The following is a 23,917-nucleotide window of genomic DNA, read 5'->3' as shown; positions in this document are numbered from 1 at the left end:
CAGACAGCTACTCCCACTCGATCGTCCCCGGCGGCTTGCTCGTCACGTCCAGGACGACGCGGTTGATCTCGGCGCACTCGTTGGTGATCCGGGTGGAGATGCGTTCGAGCACGTCGTAGGGCAGGCGCGTCCAGTCCGCGGTCATCGCATCCTCGCTGGAGACCGGGCGCAGCACCACCGGGTGGCCGTAGGTGCGCCCGTCGCCCTGCACGCCGACCGACCGCACGTCGGCGAGCAGCACCACCGGGCACTGCCAGATCACCTCGTCCAGCCCGGCCGACGTCAGCTCCTCGCGCGCGATGGCGTCCGCGCGGCGCAGGGTCGCGAGACGGTCGGCGTCGACCGCCCCGATGATGCGGATCGCGAGCCCGGGGCCCGGGAACGGCTGGCGGCGCACGATCGTCTCGGGCAGCCCGAGCTCGGCGCCGACGCGGCGCACCTCGTCCTTGAACAGCGCCCGCAGCGGCTCGACCAGCGAGAACTGCAGGTCGTCGGGCAGCCCGCCGACGTTGTGGTGCGACTTGATGGTCGCGGCCCCGGACCCGCCACCGGACTCGACGACGTCGGGGTAGAGCGTGCCCTGGACGAGGAAGTCCGCACCCTCGCCCTTCGCGATCTCGCCGGCGGCACCCTCGAACGCGCGGATGAACTCGCGTCCGATGATCTTGCGCTTCTCCTCCGGGTCGACGACGCCGTCGAGCTCGCGCAGGAAGGTCCCGGCGGCGTCGACGGTGACGAGGTCGACGCCGGTGGCGGCGACGAAGTCGCGCTCGACCTGGCCGCGCTCGCCCTCGCGCAGCAGGCCGTGGTCGACGAACACGCACGTCAGACGGTCGCCGATGGCCCGCTGGACGAGCGCCGCGGCCACCGCGGAGTCCACGCCGCCCGAGAGGCCGCAGATCGCGCGGCCCTCGGGGCCGACCTGCTCCCGGATCGCCGCCACCGTCTCGTCGATGATGTTGGCGGTGTTCCAGTCGGCGTCGACGCCGGCGACGTCGCGCAGGAAGCGGCGCAGCACCTCCTGCCCGTGCGGCGAGTGCCCGACCTCCGGGTGGTACTGCACGCCGGCGAAGCGCCGCGCGACGTCCTCGAACGCGGCGACCGGCGCGCCGGGCGAGGACGCGGTGACCGTGAAGCCCTCGGGTGCCTTCGTCACGCCGTCGCCGTGGCTCATCCAGACCGGGTGGGCGTCGGGCAGGTCGTCGTGCAGCCGCCCGGCGTCGCCGGCGACCGACAGCTCGGTGCGCCCGTACTCGCGATCGCCGGTGTGCGCGACGGTGCCGCCGAGCGCGCCGGCCATGAGCTGGAACCCGTAGCAGATGCCGAACACCGGCACCCCGGCGTCGAACAGCGCCGGGTCGATGCTCGGGGCGCCCTCCTCGTACACGCTCGCGGGGCCGCCCGAGAGCACGATCGCGGCCGGGTCCTTGGCGAGCATGTCGTCCACCGGCGTCGTGTGCGGCACGACCTCGGAGTAGACCTGCGCCTCCCGCACCCGCCGGGCGATGAGCTGCGCGTACTGCGCGCCGTAGTCGACGACGAGGACGGGGCGATCACCGCTGGCGGTCACGCCCTCCATTGTCCAGATCCCCGCCAGGCGCGGACCCTTGCCGTCATAGTGTCGATGACACTAATCTCGCCGACACCATGACTCAGCGCTCCGGCCTCGCCCTCGCCGTCCTCGCCCTCGCCGCGGAGGAGCCCATGCACCCGTACCGGATGCAGCAGCTCATCCGGGAGCGCGGCAAGGACCAGGTGGTCAACGTCGGCCAGCGCTCGCAGCTCTACAAGACGATCGACCGCCTCGTGCGCGACGGGCTGCTGGTCGCGCAGGGCACCGAGCGGGAGTCCGCGCGCCCGGAGCGCACGGTCTACGCGGTCACCGACGCCGGGCGCGAGCTCGCGGTCACCTGGACCCTCGACATGCTCACCGCGCCCCGCCACGAGTTCGCCGAGTTCACCGCCGCGCTCGCCTACCTCCCGCTGCTCGAGCCCGAGGTCGCCGCCGACGCGCTGGCCCTGCGCCTGTCGGACCGCCGCGGCGAGCGCGACCGGCTGCGCCGCGAGCTCCAGCACGTCGGCGGCACGCTCCCGCGGATCGTGCTCGTCGAGGCGGAGTACGCGCTCGCGCACCTCGAGACCGACGTCGCCTGGATCGGCGCGCTCCTCGACGACCTCCGCTCCGGCGCCCTGACCTGGAACCAGGACCACCTGCTCGACATCGCGCGGCGCACCGCCCGCGGGGAGACACAGCGATGGGGGGAGCACGCCGACAGGGGAGCTCGACCCGTCGAGGGAGAGGACCCACCATGAAGGTGATCATCATCGGCGCCGGCACCGGCGGGATGTGTCTCGCGCACGGCCTGCGCCGCGCCGGCATCGACGTCGCCGTCCACGAGCGCGACCGCACCCGCACGAGCGGCCTGCACGGCTATCGCGTCGGCATCTCGCCCAACGGCGCCCGGGCGCTCAAGGCCTGCCTGGACCCGGAGCTCTTCGCGACGTTCGTCGCGACCACCGCGGCGCCGTACACGAAGCTCGCGATGCTCACCGAGCGGTACCGCCCGCTGATCAGCATCGACTTCGCCGACCTCCCCCACGCGAGCGGCGACCCCGAGGGCCGTGCCGCCGAGGACAGGGAGCACAACGTCAGCCGCATGACGCTGCGCCAGGTGCTGTTCACGGGCATGGAGGACGTGATCACGTTCGACCGCCGGTTCACGCACTACGAGCAGCACCCCGACGGGCGGGTGACCGCGTACTTCGAGGACGGCAGCAGCGACACCGGCGACCTGCTCGTCGGCGCGGACGGGGCGAGCTCCCGCGTGCGGCAGCAGTACCTGCCGCACGCGACGCACACCGAGACCGGGCTCGTCGCCATCGGCGGCAAGACGCTGCTCACCGAGCGGTCCGAGCGCCTCCTGCCCGAGCAGGTGCGTCACGGCTTCGGGATGTACTTCGACCGCCGCGGCCAGTTCGGGATCACGCACGTGATGCGGATGCCGTGGGGCAGCGCCGGGGCACGAGGCGTTCAGAGGAGCACGCCGACAGGGGAGCCGGACCCTTCGACGAGCGACGAGGAGCTCGTCGCCCGCCACCCGGGCCTGCGCTTCGACAACACCACCGACTACATCTCCTGGGCCATCACCACGTCGCGCACGATCGCGCCGCCCGATCTCCTCGAGCGCACCGGCAGCGACGCCCTCGCCCTGGCGGGCGACCTGAGCGAGGGCTGGGACCCCCGCTGGCTCGACCTCGTCGCGACGGCCGACCCGGGCTCGACGGTCGCGCTGAGCATCCGCACCTCCGACCCCGTGCCGGCGTGGACGCCGAGCACGGTGACGATGGTCGGCGACGCGATCCACACCATGACCCCGGGGCGCGGGGCCGGCGCGAACACCGCGCTGCGCGACGCCCGCGAGCTGCGCGACCGGCTCGTCCGCGTGCGCGACGGCGAGCTCTCGCTGCTCGAGGGCGTCGGCGAGTACGAGGAGCTCATGCGCCGCTACGCGGCCCTCGCCGTGCGCGAGTCCCTGGAGTTCATGAACGACAACGGCACCGCGCGCCGTCCGGTGATCGGGCCGCTGTCGGTGATGGCGCAGCGCACGGGCATGCGGGTCGTCGACCGCATCCCGCCGGCCAAGCGCCGCATGGCCCGCGGGATGCAGAAGGTGCGGGACTCCGAGCTGGTGTGAGCTCCGCTCAGGTGAGCACCATCGCGTGCTGTAGCACCTGAAAGTGCTCACGAGCGCGGAGCGCACCGGACGGGCAGGGCCAGCGGGCCCGAGTCCACCTCGCCGCGGCGCCACGGGACCTCGGCGAGCGGCACCGCCAGGCGCAGGCCCGGCGCCCGGCGGGACAGGGCCGTCAGGGCCGAGGTCAGCTCGAGGCGGGCCAGGGCGGCGCCGAGGCAGTGGTGCGGCCCGCGTCCGAAGCCGAGGTGCGGTCCCACCCGCCCGGGGCGCAGCGCCTCGGGCTCGGCGAAACGCGCCGGGTCGTGGTTGGCCGCCTCGAGGCGCAGCAGCACCCGGTCCCCGGCGGCGACGGCCACGCCGCCGAGCACGAGGTCCTCCTGAGCCCAGCGCGGGAACACCTCGACGCCCATCCGCCGCACGAGCTCGTCGACGAGCCCCGCGACCTCGGCCCCGGGACGCTCGGCGAGCCCGGCCAGGGCGTCGTCGCGCAGCAGGTGGAGTACGGCGACGGCCAGGCCGCCCCGCACCGTGATGACGCCCGCCGCGAGCAGGGCCGTGACCAGCGCGATCAGCTCACCGTCGTCCAGCCGCCCGTCGTCGGCGTCGCGCACCGCCACCAGCGTCCCGAGCAGGTCGTCGCCCGGCGCGTCCCGGGCTCCGGCGACCAGCTCCGCGGTGAACCCCATCAGCGCGCCCCACGCCCGCTCGGCCTCGGCGAGCAGCGCGGGGGGGTCGTCGGCGGCCGCCACCGGATCGGCGCGCAGGGCCTCGTCGACGAGCACGCGGAAGCGGGGGTGGTCGTCCAGGTCCACGCCGAGCAGCAGGCCCAGCGAGCCGACGGCGAGCGGCGCGGCGACCAGGTCGACGAGGTCCGCCGGCCCGTCCGCGGACGCGGTGACCAGCGCGGCGACGTGCGACTCGGCGAGGGCCTCGACCCGCGGCGCGAGCTCGGCGATCCGCCGCGGCGTGAACGCGCGGGCGACGAGGCGCCGCAGGCGGGCGTGCGCCGGGCCGTCCTGGAACAGCGAGGCGCGCTCGTCGACCGGCACCCCGGGCGGCGTGAGCCCCAGGCGCGGGTCGGCGAGCCCGGCCGCGACCAGGTCGTGGGAGGTGACGAGCCACGCCGGCGCGCCGTCGTGGCCGGTGACGCGCGCGACCGGCTCGTGCTCCTGCAGCCGCCGGTAGGCCGCGGGCGGGGCGGTCGGGTCGGGACGGTCGAGCGGCAGCGTCGTCACGGGGCCCTCCTTCGCGTTGCAGGTGCAACGTATCGGAGGTGGCGTTGCGAGTGCAATGTGACAGGGTGGGCGCCGTGCCGAAGCAGGTCGACCACCACGAGCGCCGGACGCTGCTCGCCGACGCGCTGGTGCGCGTGGCCGCCCAGCGGGGACTGATGGACGTGAGCCTGCGCCACGTCGCGGCCGAGGCGGGCGTGACCGCGGGGATGGTGCAGCACTACTTCCGCACCAAGGACGAGATGATGATCTTCGCGCTGGACGTCGTCGCCGCGCGCGTCCAGGCCCGGCTCGCCAGCGACCCCGACGTCGCGGCCGGGGACCCGCGCCGTCTCGTCCGTGCCCTGCTCGTCCAGCTCCTGCCCCTCGACGCCGACCGCGAGCTCGAGGGCCGGGTCGCCGTCGCCTACCACGCCTACGCCGCCTCGCGCCCCGACGTCGCGGCCCGCCTGCGGGAGGACACGCGGGGCATGCGGGCCGCGGTGGCCGCCCAGATCCGCGCCGCGCCCGGCGTGCTCGACCCCGAGGTCGCGGCGACGGGGCTGCTCGCGCTGGTCGAGGGCCTCGCGGTGCACGTCCTGGGCGGGCACCTCGCCCCCGCCGACGCCCTCGCGACGCTGGACGCGCACCTCGCCGTGGCGTTCGGGGCGGCTAGTACGCCGCCTCGAGCAGCGCGGTGAGGCTCTCGCGGGTCACCGGGGCGGGGTTCGCGTAGGGCTGGGCGAGCACCCGGTCGACGACCTGCGCCAGCCCGTCGCGGGGCATCCCGATCGCCGCCAGCGAGGTCGGCGCACCGAGCTCGCGGGCCCGGTCGGCCAGCGCCGTCGCGACCGTCCCCGGGTCGGCGGCCACGCCCAGCGCCCGGCCCAGCGCGGCGACGGCGGCGGGCGCGGCCGGCCCGTTGTGGGCGACGACGTGGGGCAGGACGACCGCGTGGGTCTCGGCGTGCGGCAGGTCGAACGACCCGCCGAGCACGTGGCAGAGCTTGTGGTGCAGCGACATCGTCGTCATCCCGAGCACCGCCCCGCACAGCCACGCGCCCTGCAGCGCGCCGGCGCGCGCGTCGAGGTCGCCGGGGCGCTCGACGATCGTCGGCAGCGCCGCGAGCAGCGAGCGCGTGCCCTCCTCGGCCATCAGCGCGGTGATCGGCGTGCCGTCCGGCGCCCACAGCCCCTCGACGGCGTGCGCGACGGCGTTGAGCCCGCTGGTCACCGACAGCCCGGCGGGCAGCGTCCGCGTCAGCTCGGGGTCGTAGACGACGGTGCGCGGCAGCACGGCACGGTCGCGGCCGGTGCGCTTCTCCCCGTCCTCGGTCAGGCCCCAGATCGGGGTCATCTCCGAGCCGGCATAGGTCGTCGGGACGGCGACCACCGGCAGGCCGTGGCGCAGGGCGACGGCCTTGCCCAGTCCGACCGACGACCCGCCGCCGACCGCGACGCACCCGTCGGCCCCGAGCTCGCGGGCCCGGTCCGCCGCCGCGGCCGCGACCGCCGCCGGCACGTGCTGGCGCGCCTCCGGGAACACCCCGGCCGCGCGCCCCTCGAGCCCGTCGGCGGTCGCCCGCAGCGTCGCCTCCTGCTCGGGGGTCCCCAGCACGAGCACCCGCCGCAGCTCGAGGCGGTCCACCTCCGCGCCCAGCTCCGCGAGACGACCGGCACCGAAGACCACGCGCATGGGCAGGGCGTCGTGGACGAAGGAGAGGCTCACGCCGGTCACGGTACGACCGCGGGGACGAGGACGATCTCGACGTCGGCGTGCCGGTACGGCCGGTCCATGCCGTCCTCCGTGGTCGAGCTCCCCTGCGCTCCGTCTCCGCCCACCGCGGCGTCCACCTCCGCGAAGTCGACCACCAGCCCCTCCTTCACCGCGAACACCGCGTCCTCGTCGAGGTAGGGGCTGCCCCGGACGAACAGGTGCGTCGTCAGCGTCGCGAACCCGGGGGCGCTGACGAGGAGGTGCACGTGGGCGGGACGGTAGGGGTGCCGTCGGGTGACCCCCAGCAGCGCGCCCACCGGTCCGTCGGTCGGGATCGGGTAGTGGCCCGGCACGACGGTCCGGAAGCGGAACCGGCCGCGCTCGTCGGCGCGGAAGAGCCCGCGCCCGTTGCCCGCGGGCTGCCGCTCCGGCTGCTGGACGTCGTAGAAGCCGTCCTCGGTGCACTGCCAGACGTCGATCGCCGCGCCCGGCACCGGGTCCCCGGCGGGGTCGACGACCCGGCCGGTGACGAGCGCCCGCCGGCCGCCGCCCAGGTCGTCGATGCTGTCGCCGAGCTCGCGCGGCGGGGACGCGGTCATGTGGAACGGGCCGAGGACGGTGCTCTCGGTGCCCTCCCCCGAGCCGTTCACCGTCTCCACCAGCGACGACACCCCGAGCACGTCCGACAGGAGGATGAACTCCTGGCGGGTGTCGTCGCAGGTGGCGCCGACGGCGGTGAGGAACCCGATCGCGGCCTCCCACTCCGCGACGGTCGGCTCCACCTCGCGGACCAGCTCGTGCAGGTGCACGACGACGCGCTCGAGGACCGTGCGCAGCCGCGCGTCGGGGGTCGTCGCGAAGCTCGCCAGCACCTCGTCGGTCAGCGAGTCGGTCAGCGAGTCGGTCAGTGAGTCGGCGGGGCTCACAGGCGCAGCAGCCGCTCGGCGTTGCCGTGCGCGATCTTCTCCCGGTCGGCCTCGCTGATCGGGGCGGTACGCAGGAACTCGGTGGCGACGTCCATCTCCTCGAAGGGGTAGTCGGTGCCGAAGAGGATGTGGTCGGACCCCAGCGCGAGCAGCGAGCACAGCAGCGGCGCGGCCGAGCAGACGCCGCTGGTCGTGATGTAGAGGTTGTGCCGCAGGTACTCCGACGGCCGGCCGCGGGCGAGCTCGATGCCGTGGTGGGCGTGGAAGTCCCAGCGCGAGTCGAGGCGCCACAGCACGAACGGCAACGCCTCGCCCATGTGCCCGAGCAGCAGCTTCGCCTCGGGGAAGTCGTCGAACACGCCGGCGAAGACCAGCCGCAGGGCGTGGGACGCGGTGTCCGTGCCCCAGCTCCACATCGGCCCGATCAGCTCGGGGTGGCCCGAGAGCACGTGGGCGGTGTCGACCCCGTTCGCCGGGTGCAGGTAGAGCGGCACGTCGAGGCCCTGCGCGTACTCCCAGACCACCCGCAGCTCGGGGTCGTCGAGGTAGCGGCCGTGGGTGTGCGCGTTGACCAGCGCCCCGCGCAGCCCGAGCTGGGTCACCGAGCGCTCGAGCTCCTTGGCCGCGGCCTGCGGGTCCTGCAGCGGCAGCGCGGCGAACCCGGCGAAGCGGATCGGGTGCGCCTCGATCGTCGCGGCGAGCAGGTCGTTGACCGCGGCGGCGCGGGAGACGGCGAGCGCGGCGTCCGGCTCGGCCTGCAGCCCCGGCGAGTTCAGCGAGAGCACCTGGACGTCGAGCCCGGCGGCGTCCATGCGCTCGAGGCGAGCGCCCGTGAGGTCGAGGAGCCGGCGCGACATCTCCTCCCACACGTGGGGCTCCGCGATCGTCGCCGTTCCCTTGCCGTACGGGGCGAGCTCCGGGGTCACGAAGTGCTCTTCCAGGCCGATCGTCCGCATCCTGCCCTCGATCCCGTTTCACCATCGTGCATTGACTTGCGTAATGATGAATCCTACGGTTCGGCGGTGTCAAACCTCACAGGGGGAGAGCGCATGATCGACACGGTCGAGACCGACGACCTCGACGACGCGGTCGACGCGGTCGACGTGGCCGTCGTGGGCTACGGGCCGGTCGGGATGGTCACCGCCGCGCTGCTCGGCGCCGCCGGGCACCGCGTCGTGGTGCTGGAGCGTTACGCCGGGCTCTACAACCTGCCGCGGGCGGCGATCTTCGACGACGAGACGATGCGGACCTTCGCGCGCGTCGGGATCGCCGAGGAGCTGCTGCCGAGGATCCACGTGCAGCGCAACTACGAGTGGCGCAACGCGGCGGGCGAGCTGCTGATCGAGCACCACTTCGCCGCGAGCGGCCGCAGCGGGTGGGCGGAGTGGTACATGATGTACCAGCCCGATCTCGAGGCGGCGCTGGATGAGCGCGTGCGCGCCGCCGGCGTCGAGGTCCGGCTCTCCAGCCCGGTGACGGGTCTGGTCCAGCACGCCGACCACGTCGAGCTGCGGGTCGGCGGCGACCAGACCGTCCGGGCCCGCTGGGTCGTCGCCTGCGACGGCGGCAACAGCTTCGTGCGCGCCGCGCTCGGGCGCACCATGGACGACTACGGGTTCTCCGAGCCGTGGATGGTCTGCGACTTCCGCTTCCGCGACCCCGCCGCGCCCCCGTCGGTGCCGACGGCCCGGCAGGTCGGCGACCCGGCCGGCCCGACCTCGATCATCTCGCTGGGACCGGCGCACCACCGCTTCAGCTACATGCTCGACTCGGTCGACGACTTCGCGACCGAGCGCGATCCCGAGAAGGTCTGGGCCCGCACCCGGCGCTGGCTCTCCCCCGACGACGCCGAGCTCATCCGCGTCGCCACCTACACGTTCCGCTCCCTGGTGACCGACCGGTGGCGGGTCGGGCGCACGCTGCTCGCGGGCGACGCCGCCCACCAGATGCCGCCGTTCCTGGGGCAGGGCATGTGCTCGGGCATCCGCGACGCCCAGAACATCGCCTTCAAGCTCGACGCCGTCCTTCGCGGGCGCCTCGGCGAGGAGGTGCTCGACACCTACCAGCAGGAGCGCGAGCCCCACGTCCGCGCGGTGATCGAGAAGGGCATCGAGCTGGGCCGCCAGCAGACGGTGCGCGACCCGGTGCGGGCCGCCGAGCGCGACCGCGTCCTGCTCGGGCGCCGGGCGGCGGACCAGCACCCGGAGAAGATCCGGTTCCCGGGCCTGGTCGACGGCCTGCTCGCCGACGAGCCGGGTGCCGGGCGCGGCGCGCTGATGGTCCAGGGCGTCGTCGACGACGGCGCCCGGCGCGACCGCCTCGACCAGGTGGTCGGGCCCGGCGCGCACCTGCTGCTCGACGCCGGGCGGGTGTCCCTCGACGACGCCGCGGTCAGCGCCCTCGCCGGGGCCGGTGTCCGCGTCGTGCCGCTGCACGGCCCCGGCACCCCGACGACCGGCCTCGCGCCCGGCCACGTGGTCGACGTCGAGGACACGCACCGGGGCTGGCTCGCGGCCCACGACGCGCTCGCCGTCGCGGTCCGGCCCGACTTCTACGTCTACGGCACCGCCGCCGACCCGGCCGCCGTCGGCGCCCTCGCCCGCGCGTTCGCGGCCGCCCTGGGCGCGCCCGCACTCGTCACCCACTGACCGTTCCCGCCGACGCCGCCTGGAGCCACCGTGTCGACACCCCCGACCGCACCACCCACCCGCGCCTCCGAGCGCCTCGTCCTGGTCCTGTCCGCGGGCTTCGCCGCCCTCGAGGGCTACGACCTCGCCTGCTACGGCGTGACCGTCCCCTCGCTGCTCGCCGACCCCGGCATCGACGCGGACAAGGCGTCCGCCGGCACCGTGGGCTCGCTGGTGGCCATCGGCATGCTGGTCGGCGCCGCGATCTGCGCGGCCACCATCCGGCGCCTCGGCAGCCGGCGCCTGCTGATCGGCGGCGCGGCCCTGTTCTCCCTGGGCATGTTCGTGTGCGCGATCGCCCCGGGCTTCGCGCTGTTCGGCGCCGCGCGGTTCGGCGTCGGCGTCGGGCTGGGCATCGTGCTCCCGACGGTGACCGCCTACGTCGCCGACCTCTCCGCGCCGGGACGCCGGGCCCGCAACGTCGGGATCATGATGTCCGGCTACGCCGCCGGGGCCCTGCTCGCGCCGCTGCTCGGCGCCGCACTGCTCACCGGCGGGAGCTGGCGCTGGATCTACGTCATCGGCGCGGCTCCCGCCCTCGTGCTGCTCCCGCTGGCGATCCGGCTGCTCCCCGAGAGCCCGGTGCACGAGGAGTCCGGCGGCTCTGCGGCGGGCACCGGCCGCGGCGACCTGCTCGGCCTGCGTCCCCTGCTCGCCCCCGGCGTGCGCGGCGCGACGCTGCTGTTCTGGGCGATGTCGTTCTGCGGTCTCCTGCTCGTGTTCGGCATCAGCACGTGGCTCCCGACGATCATGCAGACCGCGGGCTACTCGCTCGGCTCGTCGCTGCTGCAGACCGCGGCCATGTGGGTCGGCGCGGGCGTGGGCATGGTGCTGGGCGGGAAGGTCGCCGACCGCGTCGGCATCAAGCCCGTCGTCGCCGTCGCGTTCCTCGCGGGTGCCGCGAGCCTGCTGGTCATGAGCGCCCGCCCGGCCCTGGGCCTGCTCTTCCTGCTGATGTTCGTCAGCGGCCTCGGCCTCATCGGCTCGCAGGTGCTCACCAACGCCTACATCGTCGGCCACCACCCGCCCGAGCTGCGGGGGCGCGCGATCGGCTGGGCGCTGTCGATCGGGCGCCTGGGCGCGATCGCCGGGCCGCTGCTGGGCGCGGCGATCCTGTCCTCCGGGCTCGGCGTGGCGTGGAACTTCTACCTGTTCGCGGTCCCCGGCGTCCTCGGCGCGCTCCTGGCCGCCGCCGTGCCCGCGATCCGGTCCCGCACCGCCGACCGGGACACCCCGCGGGTCAGCGCATGAGCACGGGGGGCCACGTCGTCACGACTAGGGTCGACGTCGTGGCCCCCGCCGGCACGGACGACGACGCCGACCCGCCCGGCCCGTCGGGCACCGCCCGCCAGGGCATCCAGTCGGTCGAGATCGCGATGACCGTCCTCGACGCCCTCGAGCGGGGCGGTGGACCGATGAGCCTCACGCAGATCGCGCACGCCAGCGGGATGGGGGCGAGCAAGGCCCACCGCTACCTCGTGAGCCTCGGCCGGGCGGGGATGGTGGCGCAGTCGCCCAGCTCGGGGCTCTACGACATGGGGCCGGCCCTGCGGCGGCTCGGCGCCGAGTCGCTGCGGCGCATGGACGAGGTCGGCCTGGTCTCGCAGTACATCCCCGGGCTGCGCGACCGGACCGGGCACGCGGTCAACCTCGCGGTCTGGGGCGACCACGGCCCCGTGATCGTCCGCTGGGACTACGGCGCCTACGCGCTGCCCATCACCGTGCGGGTCGGCGCCACGATGCCGCTGCTGACGTCGTCGGTCGGACGGGTGTACCTCGCGCACCTCCCCCGGACCCTGACCGAGCCCGTCCTGCGGGCGCAGGGCGCGGAGCCGGCGCCCGCGGAGATCGACCGGATCACCGAGGAGGTCCGCCGACGCGGCTGTGCGCTGACCTCGGGCGGGGTCATCCCCGGCATCGCCTCGGTCGCCGCGCCGGTGCTCACCACGGGCGACTCGCTGCCGCTCGTCGTGGCGCTGGCCCTGCCCGAGCGGGCCGCGTCCCCGGAGGTCCTCGAGGACGTCACGACGGCGCTCCTCGAGGCGACGTCGGCGATGTCGGCCGAGCTCGGGGTCGCGTAATCCTGAGGTGCCGGCCCGCCCCCGGTGGCTACCGTTCCCCCGTCCGTCGGCACCGAGCCGCGGAGGGGAGACGAACGACCATGGAGAAGATCAACGACCGACTGCTCAACTGGGCGTCCATCCTCGACGACGGCACGTTGGCGCAGGCCGAGCGGACCGCGGCGATGCCCTTCATCCACCCGCACGTCGCGCTGATGCCCGACGCGCACCTGGGCCGGGGCGCCACCGTCGGGTCGGTGATCCCGACGCTGCGGGCGATCATGCCGGCGGCCGTGGGCGTCGACATCGGCTGCGGCATGGCCGCGGTGCGGACGCAGTTCCACCTCGATGAACTCCGCGAGAAGGGCTCGCTCGCCCCGCTGCGGGAGGCGATCGAGCGGGCGATCCCGCTCGGCGCCGGGCACCACAACCGCAAGGTCGCGGCGACCTCCGTGCCGCGGGTGGAGGAGCTGACGACGCTCGCCGAGGAGGCCGGGTTCGACCCGTCGCGGGACAAGAAGGGGTGGGAGGCGCAGCTCGGCACCCTGGGCAGCGGCAACCACTTCATCGAGGTCACCGTCGACGAGACCGACCGGGTGTGGCTGTTCCTGCACTCCGGCTCGCGGGGCGTCGGCAACAGGATCGCGCAGCGGCACACGGCGGTGGCCCGCGAGGCGTGCGCCCGCGTCGACCTCCCCGACCAGGACCTCGCGTACCTCACCGAGGACACCGACGAGTTCTGGACCTACATCCGGGAGCTGCGGTGGGCGCAGCACTACGCGCTGCTCAACCGCGAGGAGATGATGGACCGGGTGGTCCGGCAGACCGCGGAGTTCCTCGGCGCCGAGGTGCTCGAGCAGGAGCGGGTCAACTGTCACCACAACTACACGACGCAGGAGACCCACGCCGGTGAGGAGGTCTGGGTCTCGCGCAAGGGCGCCATCGACGCCACGGAGGGCCGGGCCGGCCTCATCCCGGGCTCGATGGGCACGGCGTCGTACGTGGTGACCGGCAAGGGCGAGCCGCAGTCGCTGCGCAGCTCGCCCCACGGGGCGGGCCGGGCGTACTCGCGGACGGCGGCCCGCAGGACCTTCACCCACGAGCAGCTGCGGGAGGCCATGGCGGGCATCGAGTTCCGGGACACCGACGCGTTCCTGGACGAGATCCCGGCGGCCTACAAGGACGTCGACGTGGTCATGGCCGACGCGGCCGACCTCGTCGAGGTCCGGCACACCCTGCGGCAGATCGTGAACGTCAAGGGCACCTGAGGGCGCGCCCGGCGCTCAGGTCGCCGCAGCGCGCACGGCCGCCCGCGCCGCGTCCGCGTCGGGCGCGGCGAGGGCGGTGCTCGCGGCACCGCGGCACGTGTCGAGGTCCAGCGCCGCGATCCGGGCCGCCACCGCGGGCAGTGCCGCCGGCGAGGCCGACAGCGACGTCACGCCGAGCCCGACGAGCACGACCGCGAGGTCGGGGTCCGCGGCCGCCTCGCCGCACACGCCCACCGGGGTGGCCGACACCGCCGCCTCGCGGCAGAGCTGGTCGAGCAGGCGCAGCAGGGCCGGCTGCCACGGGTCGTTGAGCCCGGCGAGCGCGCCCGACTGGCGGTCGGCGGCGAAGAGGTACTGGGTGAGGTCGTTCGTGCCGACCGAGACGAAGTCGACCTCGGCGAGCAGCTCGCGCGCGCCGAGCACCGCGGCCGGCACCTCGATCATCACGCCGACCTCCTCGACCCCGGCCGCGCGGGCGCGCGCGACGAACCGCGCGGCCTCGCCGGCCGTGGCGATCATCGGCGCCATCACCTTGAGCCGGACCCCGGCGTCCGCCGCGCCCCCGACGAGGGCGGCGAGCTGGCGGTCGAGCACGCCGTCGCGGTCGGCGACGTCCTGGTCGAACACCCGCTGGCCCCGCACCCCGAGCGCCGGGTTGGGCTCGGGCGGCATGTGCAGGAACGGGACGGGCTTGTCGGCGCCCGCGTCGAGGGTGCGCGCGGTGACGAGGACACGGGACCCCGCGGGGCCCGCCAGCGGCGCCATCGTCGCCGCGTAGCCGGCGCGCTGGTCCTCCGGCGTGGGCTCGGTCGCCGCCGAGAGGAAGGTCAGCTCGGTGCGCAGCAGGCCCACGCCCTCGGCGCCCACCGCGGCGGCGCGCTCGGCGTCCTTCGCCTCGGCGATGTTGGCGACGACCGCGACGCGGTGCCCGTCGGTGGTGGTGACCGGGCCGGCCACCGTGCTGGGGCCGGCCGCGGCGAGGTCGGCGCCGACGGGGGTGTCCGCCGGGACGACGGCCACGGTCCCGGCGGTGCCGTCGACGCGCACGAGCGTGCCCTCGTCGAGCCCGGCGGCACCGCGGCAGCCGACGACCGCGGGCACGCCCAGGGAGCGGGCGAGGATCGCGGTGTGGCTGGTCGGGCCGCCCTCCTCGGTGACCAGGGCGAGGGCGGTGGCCGGCTCGAGCGTCGCGGTGTCGGCGGGGGCCAGATCGCGGGCGACGAGCACCGACGGACCGTCCAGCGGCGGCACGCCCGGGGCCGGGACGCCGAGCAGCTCGGCCACGATCCGGTCGCGGACGTCGGCGACGTCGCCGGCCCGCTCGGCCATGTAGCCGCCCGCGGCCTGCAGGGCGGCGACGAACCCGGCGGCGGCCTCGTACACGGCCCGGGCGGGCGGGGTGCCGTGCTCGCGGACCTGGGCGGTCGCGGCGTCGAGCAGGGCCGGGTCCTCGGCCATCATCGACGTCGCGAACAGCACGTTCGCCACGTCCGGCGCGAGGCCGGGCCTGCTGCCCAGCGCCACGAGGCGCGCGCCGACCTCCGCCGCCGCCGGCGCGATCCGCGCGGCCTCGGCCTCGCGGCGCTCGGCGGGCACCTCCGGTCCGGCGGCCGGCTCGCCCAGCGGTTCCGGGACGCGCACCACGGGGCCCACCGCCGCACCCCGGCTCGCCGGGGTCCCGTGCAGGGGTCCGTCCCCTCCCTGCGTCCCGGCCTGCGTCCCGGCCTGCTGCTCGCGCGTCTCGGTCGTGCTCATCGTCGGCTCCCGTTCCCGTGTCCCCCGGCTGCGCCCGGTCGTGTCCGGATGTGTGGTTCTTCGTGGTGTCGGTGTGGCGACCACCGGGGTGCGGATGTGTGTCGTCCCCGTGTCACCGCCGGAAACGCTACGAGACGAACCCCTTGACAGTCCACAGGTAAAACCACAAACTTCCAACCAGACCAACAAAGGAACGGAGGTGATCGGGCATGTACGCCGCCGAGCGTCACCAGGTCCTGGTCCGCCGGGCCCAGGAGCTCGGGCGCCTCGAGGTCACCGCCATCGCCGCGGAGCTCGGGGTCACCACCGAGACCATCCGCCGTGACCTCACCGCCCTCGAACGCCAGGGCCTCCTGCACCGGGTGCACGGCGGGGCCATCGCCGCGGGTCGCCTCGAGGTCGAGCCGGGCGTCGCCACGCGCGACGTCACGCACCAGGAGGAGAAGGACCGGATCGCCAAGGCCGCGGTGGCCGAGCTCGGCCAGGCCTCGACGATCCTGCTCGACGCGGGCACCACGACCGCCCGGATCGCGGCGCTGCTGCCCGACGACGTCGAGCTCACCGTGGTCACCAACGCGCTGCCGATCGCGTCCCTGCTGGCCGGCCGGCACCGCATCACGGTGCACATGATCGGCGGTCGGGTCCGGGGCACCACGCTCTCCGCGGTCGACCGCTGGGCGCTGCAGACGCTCGAGAGCGTCAACGTCGACGTCGCGGTGCTCGGCACCAACGGCTTCTCGGTCGACCGGGGCCTCACGACGCCGGACGTCGCCGAGGCCGCCGTCAAGGGCGCCATGGTGCGCGCCGGCGCCCGGACGATCGTGGTCGCCGACGCCAGCAAGTACGGCGCCGACTCGTTCTCGCGCTTCGCGACCCTCGAGATGGTCGACACGCTCGTCACCGACGGCCGCCTCGCCGCCGCCCATCCCGAGGCCCCCGAGGCGCTGCGCGCGGCCGGTCCCGAGCTGGTGATCGCGTGAGCGGGGCAGGCACTGCGGGCACGGCGGGCGGCATCGTCGTCACCGTCACCCCGAACCCCAGCCTCGACCGCACCGTCGAGGTCCCCGCGCTGACCCGGGGCGCCGTCCTGCGTGCCACCGCCCACCGCGTCGACCCCGGCGGCAAGGGCGTCAACGTCTCGCGCGTCCTGGCCCGCTTCGGGCACCCGACGCTCGCGGTCATGCCCGGCGGCACCGGCGAGCTCGCCGAGCTGCTGCGCGCCGCGGGCATCCAGCCGGTCAGCACGCCGGCGCGCGGCGTCACCCGGGTGAACACCGCGCTCGTGGAGCCCGACGGGACCACGACGAAGGTCAACGAGCCGGGCGTCGAGCTCGCCGCGGCCGAGGTCGACGTCCTCGTCGACACCGTCGCCGTCCACGCCGCCCCGGCGGCCTGGGTGGTCACCGCGGGCAGCGTGCCCCGCGGGGCGCCCGACGACCTGCACGCCCGGATCGTCACCGCCGCCCGTCGCGGCGGCGGCCCCGCCACCCGGGTCGCCGTCGACACCAGCGGGCCCGCACTCGCGGCCGCAGTCGCCGCCGGGCCCGACCTGGTCAAGCCCAACGTCGCCGAGCTCGCCGAGCTCGTCGGCCACCCGCTGCCCCGCCTCGCCGACGTCCTCGCCGCCACCGACGAGCTCCGCGCCGGCGGCGTCGGGACCGTCCTCGTGAGCATGGGCGCCGCGGGTGCCCTGGTCGCCGCCCCTGAGGGCACGTGGCACTGCGCCGCCGAGCCCGTCACCGCGGTGCGCAGCACCGTCGGGGCCGGCGACTCGACCCTGGCCGGCTACCTGCTCGCCCGCACCTCCGGCGCGTCCCCGGCCGACGCCCTGGTGCACGCGGTGGCCTGCGGGGCCGCCGCCGTCGGACTGCCCGGCACCGCCGTGCCCGGTCCCGCCGACGTCGACGTCACGTCCGTCAAACCGGCGTCCGCGCCGCCCGAGTCCCTCGACCTCACCGGAGAGGCAGCATGACCACCAGCACCGCCCTCATCACCGCCGACCTCGTCGACCTCGACCTTCCCGCCGGCGACCGCGCCGCCGTCGTGCGCTCGCTCGCCGAGCGCCTCGTCGCCGCCGGCCGCGTCACCGACCTCGACCAGTTCCTCGCCGACATCGAGGCCCGCGAGGCCCAGATGCCGACCGGGCTCGAGGGCGGCATCGGCATCCCGCACTGCCGCTCCGCCGCCGTCACCGCGCCCACCCTCGGCTTCGGCCGCAGCGCCGCCGGCGTCGACTTCGGCGCCGAGGACGGCCCCGCCGACCTCGTCTTCCTCATCGCCGCGCCCGCCGGCGGCGGCGACGCCCACATGACCGTGCTGGCCGCACTCGCCCGCCGCCTCGTGCGGTCGTCGTTCAAGGACACCCTGCGGTCCGCCACCGACGCGGCCGAGGCCGCCGACTTCATCGCGAAGGAGGTGTCGGCGTGAAGATCGTCGCCGTCACCGCGTGCCCGACGGGCATCGCCCACACGTACATGGCCGCCGAGGCCCTCGAGGCCGCCGCGGAGGAGGCCGGGCACTCGATCGTCGTCGAGACCCAGGGCTCGGCCGGCTCGACGCCCCTGACCGCGACCCAGCTCGCCGAGGCCGACGCCGCGATCTTCGCCGCCGACGTCGAGGTGCGCGACAAGGACCGCTTCGCCCACCTGCCGCTCGTGGCGGTCGGGGTCAAGAAGGCCATCTCCGGCGCCCCGGGGCTCATCACGCAGGCCGAGGACGCCGCCGCGAACGCGCCGGCACGCGCGACGGCGGGCGCCCCGGCGGCGGCCGGCGCCCCCGCCGGAGCCAAGGCCCCTGCGGGCCCCGGCGCCGCGTCGAAGGTCCGGGCCTGGCTCATGACCGGCGTCAGCTTCGTCATCCCGTTCGTCGCCGCCGGTGGCCTGCTGATCGCCCTGGGCTTCGCCCTCGGCGGCTACCAGATCAACCTGCCCGAGGACGCGCCGCTGTACGAGACGATCCTCTCCGGCGGCTTCGACGCCGGCTCGCTCACCGCGTGGGGTGCGCTGGCGTTCGGCATCGGGTCGGCGGCGTTCAACTTCCTCGTCCCGGTGCTCTCCGGCTACATCGCCTACGCCATGGCCGACCGGCCCGCGCTCGTGCCCGGCTTCGTCGGCGGCGCCATCGCGGTGACCACCGGCGCCGGCTTCCTCGGCGGCCTCGTCTCCGGCTTCGCCGCCGGCGGCCTGGTCATGTGGATCAAGACCTGGCGCGTCCCCCGGGCGCTGGCGGGGATCATGCCCGTCGTCGTCATCCCGCTGCTGTCGAGCGCGGTGGTCGGCCTGCTGATGTTCGTCGTCGTCGGGCGCCCCATCGCGGCGGCCACCGAGGGCCTGACGAACTGGCTCAACGGCCTCTCGGGCACCAACGCGATCCTGCTCGGCCTGCTGCTCGGGCTGATGATGTGCTTCGACATGGGCGGCCCGGTCAACAAGGCGGCGTACACGTTCGCCGTCGCCGGCCTCACGACGCCCTCGCCCACCGCGCTGACGATCATGGCCGCGGTCATGGCCGCCGGCATGGTGCCCCCGCTCGCGATGGCGCTGGCCACGGTGGTGCGCGGGTCGCTGTTCACGGAGGCCGAGCGCGAGAACGGCCGGGCCGCCTGGCTGCTCGGCGCCTCGTTCATCTCCGAGGGCGCGATCCCGTTCGCGGCGGCCGACCCGTTCCGCGTCATCCCCTCGATCATGGCCGGCGGCGCGGTGACCGGCGCCCTGTCCATGGCCTTCGGCGCGACCCTGCGCGCCCCGCACGGCGGCGTCTTCGTGGTGCCGCTGATGGGCAACCCGTTGGGCTTCCTCGTCGCGGTCGTCGCCGGGACGCTCGTCGCGACCGCCCTGGTCCTGCTGCTCAAGACCGTCGCCCGCCGCCGCGACGACGGCACACCGGTCCCGGTCGGGGAGGCGCCGACCGAGGCCGCCCCGGCCGGCGCGTCGTCCAGCCCGTCCTCGACCACCCCCGCCGGGGCCACCGCATGAGCGCCCCGCAGAGCACCCCCTTGGCCCAGGAGACCGTCATGATCACGCGCCAGGTCGTCGTCGCCACCCCGATCGGGCTGCACGCCCGCCCCGCGATGGTGTTCTGCAAGGCCGCCGCCGCGCAGCCCGCCAAGGTCACCATCGGGACCGCGGAGGGCTCCACCGCCGACGCCCGCAGCATGCTCTCGGTGCTCGGGCTCGGTGTCCGGGGCGGCCAGGAGATCACCCTCAGCGCGGACACCGGCGAGCACGGCGCCCAGGCCAGCGTCGACGCCCTCGCCGAGCTCCTCGCCACGGACCTCGACGCCTGACCCTGACCCTGACCGAGCGAAGGGCCCCTCCGGTCGACCGGAGGGGCCCTTCGCACGTCACCCGCCGAGCCGAGCCGCGGTGGTGCCCCGCGCCTACACCACCGCGGTCTCGCCCCAGATGTCCTCGAGGTAGCGCTCCGACGAGCGCAGACCCGCGAGCCACGCCGCACCGTCCGCCTCGCCCGCACCGGTCTTCGCCCGGAACACCGCCACCAACGCCGCGCGCACCCCGGGCGCCATCGTCGAGGCGTTGCCGCACACGTAGACCACGGCGTCGTCCTGCATCGCCGCCCACACCTCGTCCGCGGCGCCCTCGAGCGCGTGCTGGACGTAGCGATACGGGTAGCCGGGCACCCGCGAGTACGCCGGGAACAGCGTGGCGACGCCCGCCTTCTCGAACGCGGCGAGCTCGTCGGCGTAGAGCAGGTCGTCCTCGGGGTCGCGGCAGCCGAGGAACAGCAGCGAGCGCGCGATCGGCACACCCTTCGCCCGCTGCGCCTCGCGCTCCTGCAGGAACCCCCGGAACGGCGCCATACCGGTGCCCGCACCCACCATGATCATCGGGACGTGCGGGTTCGCCGGCGGGCGGAACGCGATGCTCGGCGAGCGGACGAACGTGAACACCGTGCCGCCCTCGGGCACCTCGTCGAGGTGCCCCGAGCACACGCCGCGGTAGGTGCCGTCGCCGGAGCGCGCCGGGCCCTCGAGCACCCCGACCGTCAGCGCCACCTCCGACGACATCTGCGGCGACGACGAGATCGAGTAGAAGCGCGGGCGCAGCGGCGGCAGCAGGTCGAGGAACGCCGCGAACTCGAGCTCGCAGTCCGGGTGGGCCTCGAGCAGCTCGAGCAGCGTGCGGCGGGGCTTCGCGATCGTCTCCCGGTAGCGCTCCTTCGCGGCGTCGTCGTCGCCGACCGTCGCCGCGAGCTCGTCACGCGCCGGTCCCTCCGGCATCGCCGCCACCATCGCCGCGATCCCGGCGCGGCTCGCCACGTCCTGCAGCTCGACGCAGCCGGCGAGGATCGCGAGCAGCGGGTAGGGCTCGCCGACGGGCAGGTGGGTCGGGGCAGGGAGGGCGGGGGAACCGACAACCGTGAGCGTCGCGAACTGGCCGCCGTCGAGCCCGAACCGCCTGATGACGCGGTTGACCAGCCCCATCGGGTTGCGGGGCAGGACGCCGAGGTGGTCGCCGGTGCCGTACGTGACCCCGGCGGGCATCGCGATCTCGAGGTGGCGCACCGAGCGACCGCCCGGGCTGCCGGCGCGCGCGGTGAGCTCGCGGTTGACCCGCACCGTCGCCGCCTGCCCCCGGTACGACTGCAGCACCGGGCTCGCGGTGCGACGCTGCTCGAGCGCCACCGCCAGCCGCGGACCGCTCCCCGCGGTCGCCGTGGCCGTCGCGTCGAGCCCGAGCGCGACGCCCAGGGCGTCCCACAGCCCGCGGTACCAGTCGTCGAACTGCCCGTCGAAGTCGCCGCGCGCGTCGCCCTCGCCGCGCGGGTGCACGCGCGTGCCGCCCTTCGCCTCGAGTCCGGCGTCGACGCGGGTCGGCACGGCCTGGTAGGTCGCGGCCCAGTCGCGGTTGCCGCAGCCGAAGACGGTGAACCGCACGCCCGCCGCCGACGCCGCGTCGGAGTCGAGCCACGCGCAGAACTTCGCGGCGTTGTCCGGCGGCTCCCCGTTGTACGACGAGGTCACGACGACCACGGCACCCTCGGTCGGCAGCTCCCCGACGGCCTCGTCGAGCGCGGCGGTGCGCGAGGTGTAGCCGCGGTCTCCTGCGTCGCGGGCGATGCGGGTGGCGAGGTCCTCGGCCGCGCCGAGGTTGGACCCGAAGAGCACGAGCAGCGGCGTGCCGTGCCGGTCCGACGGCGTGACGGGCAGGGTCGCGGGCCGCGGCTCGGCGGCGGCCACGGCCGCGGACCGCGGCGCCGACCCCCACGTGCGCCCCTCCCGGGGCCGCACGGTGATCGTGAGCCCCTCGGGCTTGATCGTCAGCGACTCCTTGATCTTCAGCTGGTAGTCCGCGTGGTCCACCAGCTCGAAGCGCTGCAGGACCATCCCGAGCACCAGGACCGCCTCCTGCAGTGCGAACTGCCGCCCGATGCACGCCCGCTGCCCGGAGCCGAAGGGCCGGTAGGCGTTCGGGGGCAGCGCGTCGAGGCGCTCCGGCGCCACGTGGTCGGGGTCGAACTCCCGGGCGTCGGGTCCCCAGACCTCGGGGAGCCGGTGCAGCATCGGGGTCAGGGCGACGATCCCCGTCCCCGGGTCGAACGGGCCGTACCCACCGACCGTCTCCCCCGGCTTCCGGGCCTGGCGCGTGAACGCGGGCGCGGTGGGCCAGAGCCGCAGCGTCTCGTCGAGGATCTGACGCACGTAGCCGAGCTGCCCGATCTGCGCCACGGTCGGCGCGACGCCCGGGTCGGTGCCGAGCACGCGGTCGACCTCCTCCTGGGCGCGGGCGACCACCTCGGGGTGCTTGAGCAGGTAGTACACGGCGAACGACAGGAGCCCGCTCGTCGTCTCGTGACCGGCGATGAGGAAGGTGCCGCACTGCGCGACGATGTTGTGGTCGGGCAGCGTGTTCCCCTGCTTGTCGGTGCCGACGAGCATGTGCCCGAGCAGGTCGGTGCCGGGGTCGCCGGACGCACGCCGCTCCTTGACGATCTCGTCGATCGTGTCGTCCATGAACTTCGCGTTCGCGAGGAAGCGCCGCTGGGCGCCCCGGCGGAGCTTGATCTGGATCGGGAGCATCTGCTGGCGCTTGAGGCTCTCCGAGAGCGACGCCATCATCGCCTCGACGAAGGGGTGCTGGGTGTCGCGGTAGAAGGAGTTGAAGCGGTACCCGAAGCCGCACAGCGCGATGGTGTCGAGCGTCAGCCGGGTCATGTCCCCCGCGACGTCGATCGGCTCGTCGGGGTTGAGCCGCTCCCACTTGAGCATCAGCTGCTGGGCGATGTCGACCATCGGGTCGACGTAGCCCTTCATCGCCCAGGTCGAGAAGCTCGGCAGCAGGATGTCGTGCGCCGACTTCCACAGCGGGTCGGCGGTGTCGGCGGTGAACAGACCGGCGCTCGTGTGCGTCTTGCGGATCTCCCGCTGGCCCCGGCCGACGAGCTTGTCGAAGCGGCTGTCGTCGCAGAGGTCCTGGACCATCTCCAGCCCGGAGACGACGTAGGTCGTCCCGCCGGGGGTGTGCAGCTGGAAGATCGGTCCGTACCGGTCCGCCAGCGCCATGATGCTCTGGACCAGCCGGTGGGTGTCGATGTCGCGCGCGTTGCCGATGATCGGCAGCGGCTTCGGCCCCGGGATGGCGGCGAGGGGCCGAGCCGGCGCGTCGGCGGTGGTGGTCATGGCTCGCTCCTCGGGGTCAGGACGGCGGGGTCCGGGGTGGTGGGGCTCGGGTCGGTGCTCGCGTCGACGGGTGCGCGATGGGCCCGACGGTCGTGGCGCAGCAGGGCGACGGCGACGAGCACCACCCAGGCCGGCAGGACGAGCAGGCTCGCGGGGTGGTCGGTCGCGGTCAGGAGGAGCCAGGCCGCGAGGAGGTAGCCGAGGACCGCGACGCCGCGGGGCATCACACCGGCGCCGCGCAGCAGGGTGGTCGTCGTCAGCGCGAACATGCCCGCGCCGCGCACGGAGAACAGGAAGACCAGGCCGTAGCCGAACGCCGACAGCCCGCGGGCGATCTCCGGGTCGAGGGGGGCGCCACCGCCGATCGTCGTCAGCAGCACCGGCGTCGCGAGGGCGGCCGTGCCGGCGAACAGCAGCCCGACGAACAGCACGCCCGAGAGCAGGTTCAGCCCGTCGGCCATCGCCGACGGCGTCCTCGCCGGCCCGTCGAGGACCGAGCGCAGCGCCACGGCGAACCACAGGAACGCGATCCCGGCCAGCGGCACGAGGTAGATGGCGACGGCGGTGACGACCGTGTCGCCGGCGCCGTCGTAGAACGCGCCGTAGGCCGACACCGGCGCGTCGAGGTGCGGGACCCCGTTGACCGTCACGAGCGCCGCGACGAACAGGGCGGCGAAGACGAGACCCAGGACCGCCGCGGAGCGCGGCGTCGCCGGCTTCACCGCGGCCACCGGTCGGCATCGGGCGGCGCGGGCTCCAGGTCCTCGAGGATGCGCAGCAGGTCGAGCGTGCCGGAGAACGGCTGCTCCCGACCGGTCTCGGTGATCACGGTGCCCTCCAGACGCCCGTCGGCCGTGCGGAGGAGATCGACCGTCAGGTGCATGGCGTCCTCCTCCGCGACGCCGCCGAGCGTGCGCCGCGGGAGGGGCCGGGCACCCCGTCCGGACCTTCCAGTCCGGG

At 75.0% G+C, this 23,917-nt stretch carries 21 protein-coding genes; 12 read left to right on the top strand and 9 right to left on the bottom strand.

Annotation, left to right across the window (positions count from 1 at the left end):
* Positions 1-7: 7 nt before the first annotated feature.
* Complete coding sequence (gene guaA / locus PGB27_RS14900; RefSeq protein WP_274201158.1) at positions 8-1,579, bottom strand: glutamine-hydrolyzing GMP synthase; 1,572 nt, start codon at positions 1,577-1,579, stop codon at positions 8-10.
* Positions 1,580-1,647: 68 nt separating this feature from the next.
* On the opposite strand from guaA, the gene PGB27_RS14895 reads away from it, so the two are divergent.
* Positions 1,648-2,313 carry a PadR family transcriptional regulator gene (locus PGB27_RS14895; protein ID WP_274201157.1) on the top strand — a complete coding sequence of 222 codons (666 nt, stop codon included), beginning with the start codon at positions 1,648-1,650 and terminating at the stop codon, positions 2,311-2,313.
* Positions 2,310-3,695: an FAD-dependent oxidoreductase gene (locus PGB27_RS14890; RefSeq protein WP_274201156.1), complete on the top strand. Its 1,386-nt coding sequence runs from the start codon at positions 2,310-2,312 to the stop codon at positions 3,693-3,695. The genes PGB27_RS14895 and PGB27_RS14890 overlap by 4 nt, the downstream gene beginning before the upstream one ends.
* Positions 3,696-3,742: 47 nt before the next feature.
* Here PGB27_RS14890 and PGB27_RS14885 read toward each other — a convergent pair whose 3' ends face one another.
* Positions 3,743-4,930: a cytochrome P450 gene (locus tag PGB27_RS14885; protein WP_274201155.1), complete on the bottom strand. Its 1,188-nt coding sequence runs from the start codon at positions 4,928-4,930 to the stop codon at positions 3,743-3,745.
* A gap of 74 nt (positions 4,931-5,004) precedes the next feature.
* On the opposite strand from PGB27_RS14885, the gene PGB27_RS14880 reads away from it, so the two are divergent.
* On the top strand, positions 5,005-5,607 hold the full coding sequence (locus tag PGB27_RS14880; protein WP_274201154.1) for a TetR/AcrR family transcriptional regulator: 603 nt from the start codon (positions 5,005-5,007) through the stop codon (positions 5,605-5,607).
* Here PGB27_RS14880 and PGB27_RS14875 read toward each other — a convergent pair.
* From PGB27_RS14875 to PGB27_RS14865, 3 genes are read right to left on the bottom strand one after another with little or no spacing between them, the layout of a single operon-like run.
* Positions 5,579-6,634, bottom strand: coding sequence for a maleylacetate reductase (locus PGB27_RS14875; RefSeq protein WP_274201153.1), 1,056 nt, complete (start codon positions 6,632-6,634; stop codon positions 5,579-5,581). The two genes, PGB27_RS14880 and PGB27_RS14875, sit on opposite strands and share 29 nt — an antisense overlap.
* A gap of 5 nt (positions 6,635-6,639) precedes the next feature.
* Positions 6,640-7,548 (bottom strand): dioxygenase family protein, encoded by a 909-nt coding sequence (locus PGB27_RS14870; RefSeq protein WP_274201152.1) that lies wholly within the window; start codon positions 7,546-7,548, stop codon positions 6,640-6,642.
* Positions 7,545-8,504 carry an amidohydrolase family protein gene (locus tag PGB27_RS14865; RefSeq protein WP_274201151.1) on the bottom strand — a complete coding sequence of 320 codons (960 nt, stop codon included), beginning with the start codon at positions 8,502-8,504 and terminating at the stop codon, positions 7,545-7,547. Before PGB27_RS14865 ends, PGB27_RS14870 begins: the two co-directional genes overlap by 4 nt.
* 93 nt (positions 8,505-8,597) lie before the next feature.
* Here PGB27_RS14865 and PGB27_RS14860 point away from each other — a divergent pair, with 93 nt between their 5' ends.
* The 4 genes from PGB27_RS14860 to PGB27_RS14845 all read left to right on the top strand — a co-directional run bounded on the left by PGB27_RS14860 (position 8,598) and on the right by PGB27_RS14845 (position 13,563).
* Positions 8,598-10,196 carry a bifunctional 3-(3-hydroxy-phenyl)propionate/3-hydroxycinnamic acid hydroxylase gene (locus PGB27_RS14860; protein WP_274201150.1) on the top strand — a complete coding sequence of 533 codons (1,599 nt, stop codon included), beginning with the start codon at positions 8,598-8,600 and terminating at the stop codon, positions 10,194-10,196.
* Between the two features lie 30 nt (positions 10,197-10,226).
* On the top strand, positions 10,227-11,486 hold the full coding sequence (locus PGB27_RS14855) for an MFS transporter (RefSeq protein ID WP_274201149.1): 1,260 nt from the start codon (positions 10,227-10,229) through the stop codon (positions 11,484-11,486).
* Positions 11,483-12,316 carry an IclR family transcriptional regulator gene (locus PGB27_RS14850; RefSeq protein ID WP_274201148.1) on the top strand — a complete coding sequence of 278 codons (834 nt, stop codon included), beginning with the start codon at positions 11,483-11,485 and terminating at the stop codon, positions 12,314-12,316. Before PGB27_RS14855 ends, PGB27_RS14850 begins: the two co-directional genes overlap by 4 nt.
* A gap of 80 nt (positions 12,317-12,396) precedes the next feature.
* Positions 12,397-13,563, top strand: coding sequence for an RtcB family protein (locus PGB27_RS14845; protein ID WP_274201147.1), 1,167 nt, complete (start codon positions 12,397-12,399; stop codon positions 13,561-13,563).
* A 15-nt stretch (positions 13,564-13,578) separates the two neighbouring features.
* On the opposite strand, the gene PGB27_RS14840 is transcribed toward PGB27_RS14845, so the two are convergent.
* Positions 13,579-15,318 (bottom strand): phosphoenolpyruvate--protein phosphotransferase, encoded by a 1,740-nt coding sequence (locus tag PGB27_RS14840; protein ID WP_274201146.1) that lies wholly within the window; start codon positions 15,316-15,318, stop codon positions 13,579-13,581.
* A gap of 209 nt (positions 15,319-15,527) precedes the next feature.
* On the opposite strand from PGB27_RS14840, the gene PGB27_RS14835 reads away from it, so the two are divergent.
* From PGB27_RS14835 to PGB27_RS14815, 5 genes are read left to right on the top strand one after another with little or no spacing between them, the layout of a single operon-like run.
* Positions 15,528-16,298 carry a DeoR/GlpR family DNA-binding transcription regulator gene (locus tag PGB27_RS14835; RefSeq protein ID WP_274201145.1) on the top strand — a complete coding sequence of 257 codons (771 nt, stop codon included), beginning with the start codon at positions 15,528-15,530 and terminating at the stop codon, positions 16,296-16,298.
* Positions 16,299-16,330: 32 nt separating this feature from the next.
* Positions 16,331-17,290, top strand: coding sequence for a 1-phosphofructokinase (gene pfkB, locus PGB27_RS14830; RefSeq protein WP_274201485.1), 960 nt, complete (start codon positions 16,331-16,333; stop codon positions 17,288-17,290).
* Entirely contained in the window at positions 17,287-17,745 is a 459-nt protein-coding gene (locus PGB27_RS14825) for a PTS sugar transporter subunit IIA (protein WP_274201144.1), read from the top strand. Before pfkB ends, PGB27_RS14825 begins: the two co-directional genes overlap by 4 nt.
* Positions 17,742-19,292, top strand: a complete 1,551-nt coding sequence (locus PGB27_RS14820) for a PTS fructose transporter subunit IIC (protein WP_274201143.1) — start codon at positions 17,742-17,744, stop codon at positions 19,290-19,292. The genes PGB27_RS14825 and PGB27_RS14820 overlap by 4 nt, the downstream gene beginning before the upstream one ends.
* Before the next feature lie 38 nt (positions 19,293-19,330).
* On the top strand, positions 19,331-19,603 hold the full coding sequence (locus PGB27_RS14815; RefSeq protein ID WP_274201142.1) for an HPr family phosphocarrier protein: 273 nt from the start codon (positions 19,331-19,333) through the stop codon (positions 19,601-19,603).
* Positions 19,604-19,696: 93 nt separating this feature from the next.
* Here PGB27_RS14815 and PGB27_RS14810 read toward each other — a convergent pair whose 3' ends face one another.
* From PGB27_RS14810 to PGB27_RS14800, 3 genes are read right to left on the bottom strand one after another with little or no spacing between them, the layout of a single operon-like run.
* Positions 19,697-22,957 carry a bifunctional cytochrome P450/NADPH--P450 reductase gene (locus PGB27_RS14810; protein WP_274201141.1) on the bottom strand — a complete coding sequence of 1,087 codons (3,261 nt, stop codon included), beginning with the start codon at positions 22,955-22,957 and terminating at the stop codon, positions 19,697-19,699.
* Positions 22,954-23,688, bottom strand: coding sequence for a hypothetical protein (locus PGB27_RS14805; protein WP_274201140.1), 735 nt, complete (start codon positions 23,686-23,688; stop codon positions 22,954-22,956). Before PGB27_RS14805 ends, PGB27_RS14810 begins: the two co-directional genes overlap by 4 nt.
* The gene (locus PGB27_RS14800; RefSeq protein WP_274201139.1) at positions 23,676-23,840 is read right to left on the bottom strand and encodes a hypothetical protein; all 165 of its coding nucleotides are present in this window, start codon (positions 23,838-23,840) and stop codon (positions 23,676-23,678) included. The genes PGB27_RS14805 and PGB27_RS14800 overlap by 13 nt, the downstream gene beginning before the upstream one ends.
* Between the last annotated feature and the right edge of the window lie 77 nt (positions 23,841-23,917).

It is taken from the genome of Actinomycetospora lemnae (assembly GCF_028737315.1).
GTDB lineage: Bacteria > Actinomycetota > Actinomycetes > Mycobacteriales > Pseudonocardiaceae > Actinomycetospora > Actinomycetospora lemnae.
This window is presented reverse-complemented; position numbering and strand designations above follow the sequence as displayed.

What these genes read in the sequence shown, in the direction of transcription:
- guaA (WP_274201158.1), bottom strand. Translation starts at nt 1,579, where the DNA reads ATGGAGGGCGTGACCGCCAGCGGTGATCGCCCCGTCCTCGTCGTCGAC.
- PGB27_RS14895 (WP_274201157.1), top strand. Translation starts at nt 1,648, where the DNA reads ATGACTCAGCGCTCCGGCCTCGCCCTCGCCGTCCTCGCCCTCGCCGCG.
- PGB27_RS14890 (WP_274201156.1), top strand. Translation starts at nt 2,310, where the DNA reads ATGAAGGTGATCATCATCGGCGCCGGCACCGGCGGGATGTGTCTCGCG.
- PGB27_RS14865 (WP_274201151.1), bottom strand. Translation starts at nt 8,504, where the DNA reads ATGCGGACGATCGGCCTGGAAGAGCACTTCGTGACCCCGGAGCTCGCC.
- PGB27_RS14860 (WP_274201150.1), top strand. Translation starts at nt 8,598, where the DNA reads ATGATCGACACGGTCGAGACCGACGACCTCGACGACGCGGTCGACGCG.
- PGB27_RS14850 (WP_274201148.1), top strand. Translation starts at nt 11,483, where the DNA reads ATGAGCACGGGGGGCCACGTCGTCACGACTAGGGTCGACGTCGTGGCC.
- PGB27_RS14845 (WP_274201147.1), top strand. Translation starts at nt 12,397, where the DNA reads ATGGAGAAGATCAACGACCGACTGCTCAACTGGGCGTCCATCCTCGAC.
- PGB27_RS14840 (WP_274201146.1), bottom strand. Translation starts at nt 15,318, where the DNA reads ATGAGCACGACCGAGACGCGCGAGCAGCAGGCCGGGACGCAGGCCGGG.
- PGB27_RS14835 (WP_274201145.1), top strand. Translation starts at nt 15,528, where the DNA reads ATGTACGCCGCCGAGCGTCACCAGGTCCTGGTCCGCCGGGCCCAGGAG.
- PGB27_RS14825 (WP_274201144.1), top strand. Translation starts at nt 17,287, where the DNA reads ATGACCACCAGCACCGCCCTCATCACCGCCGACCTCGTCGACCTCGAC.
- PGB27_RS14815 (WP_274201142.1), top strand. Translation starts at nt 19,331, where the DNA reads ATGATCACGCGCCAGGTCGTCGTCGCCACCCCGATCGGGCTGCACGCC.
- PGB27_RS14810 (WP_274201141.1), bottom strand. Translation starts at nt 22,957, where the DNA reads ATGACCACCACCGCCGACGCGCCGGCTCGGCCCCTCGCCGCCATCCCG.
- PGB27_RS14800 (WP_274201139.1), bottom strand. Translation starts at nt 23,840, where the DNA reads ATGCACCTGACGGTCGATCTCCTCCGCACGGCCGACGGGCGTCTGGAG.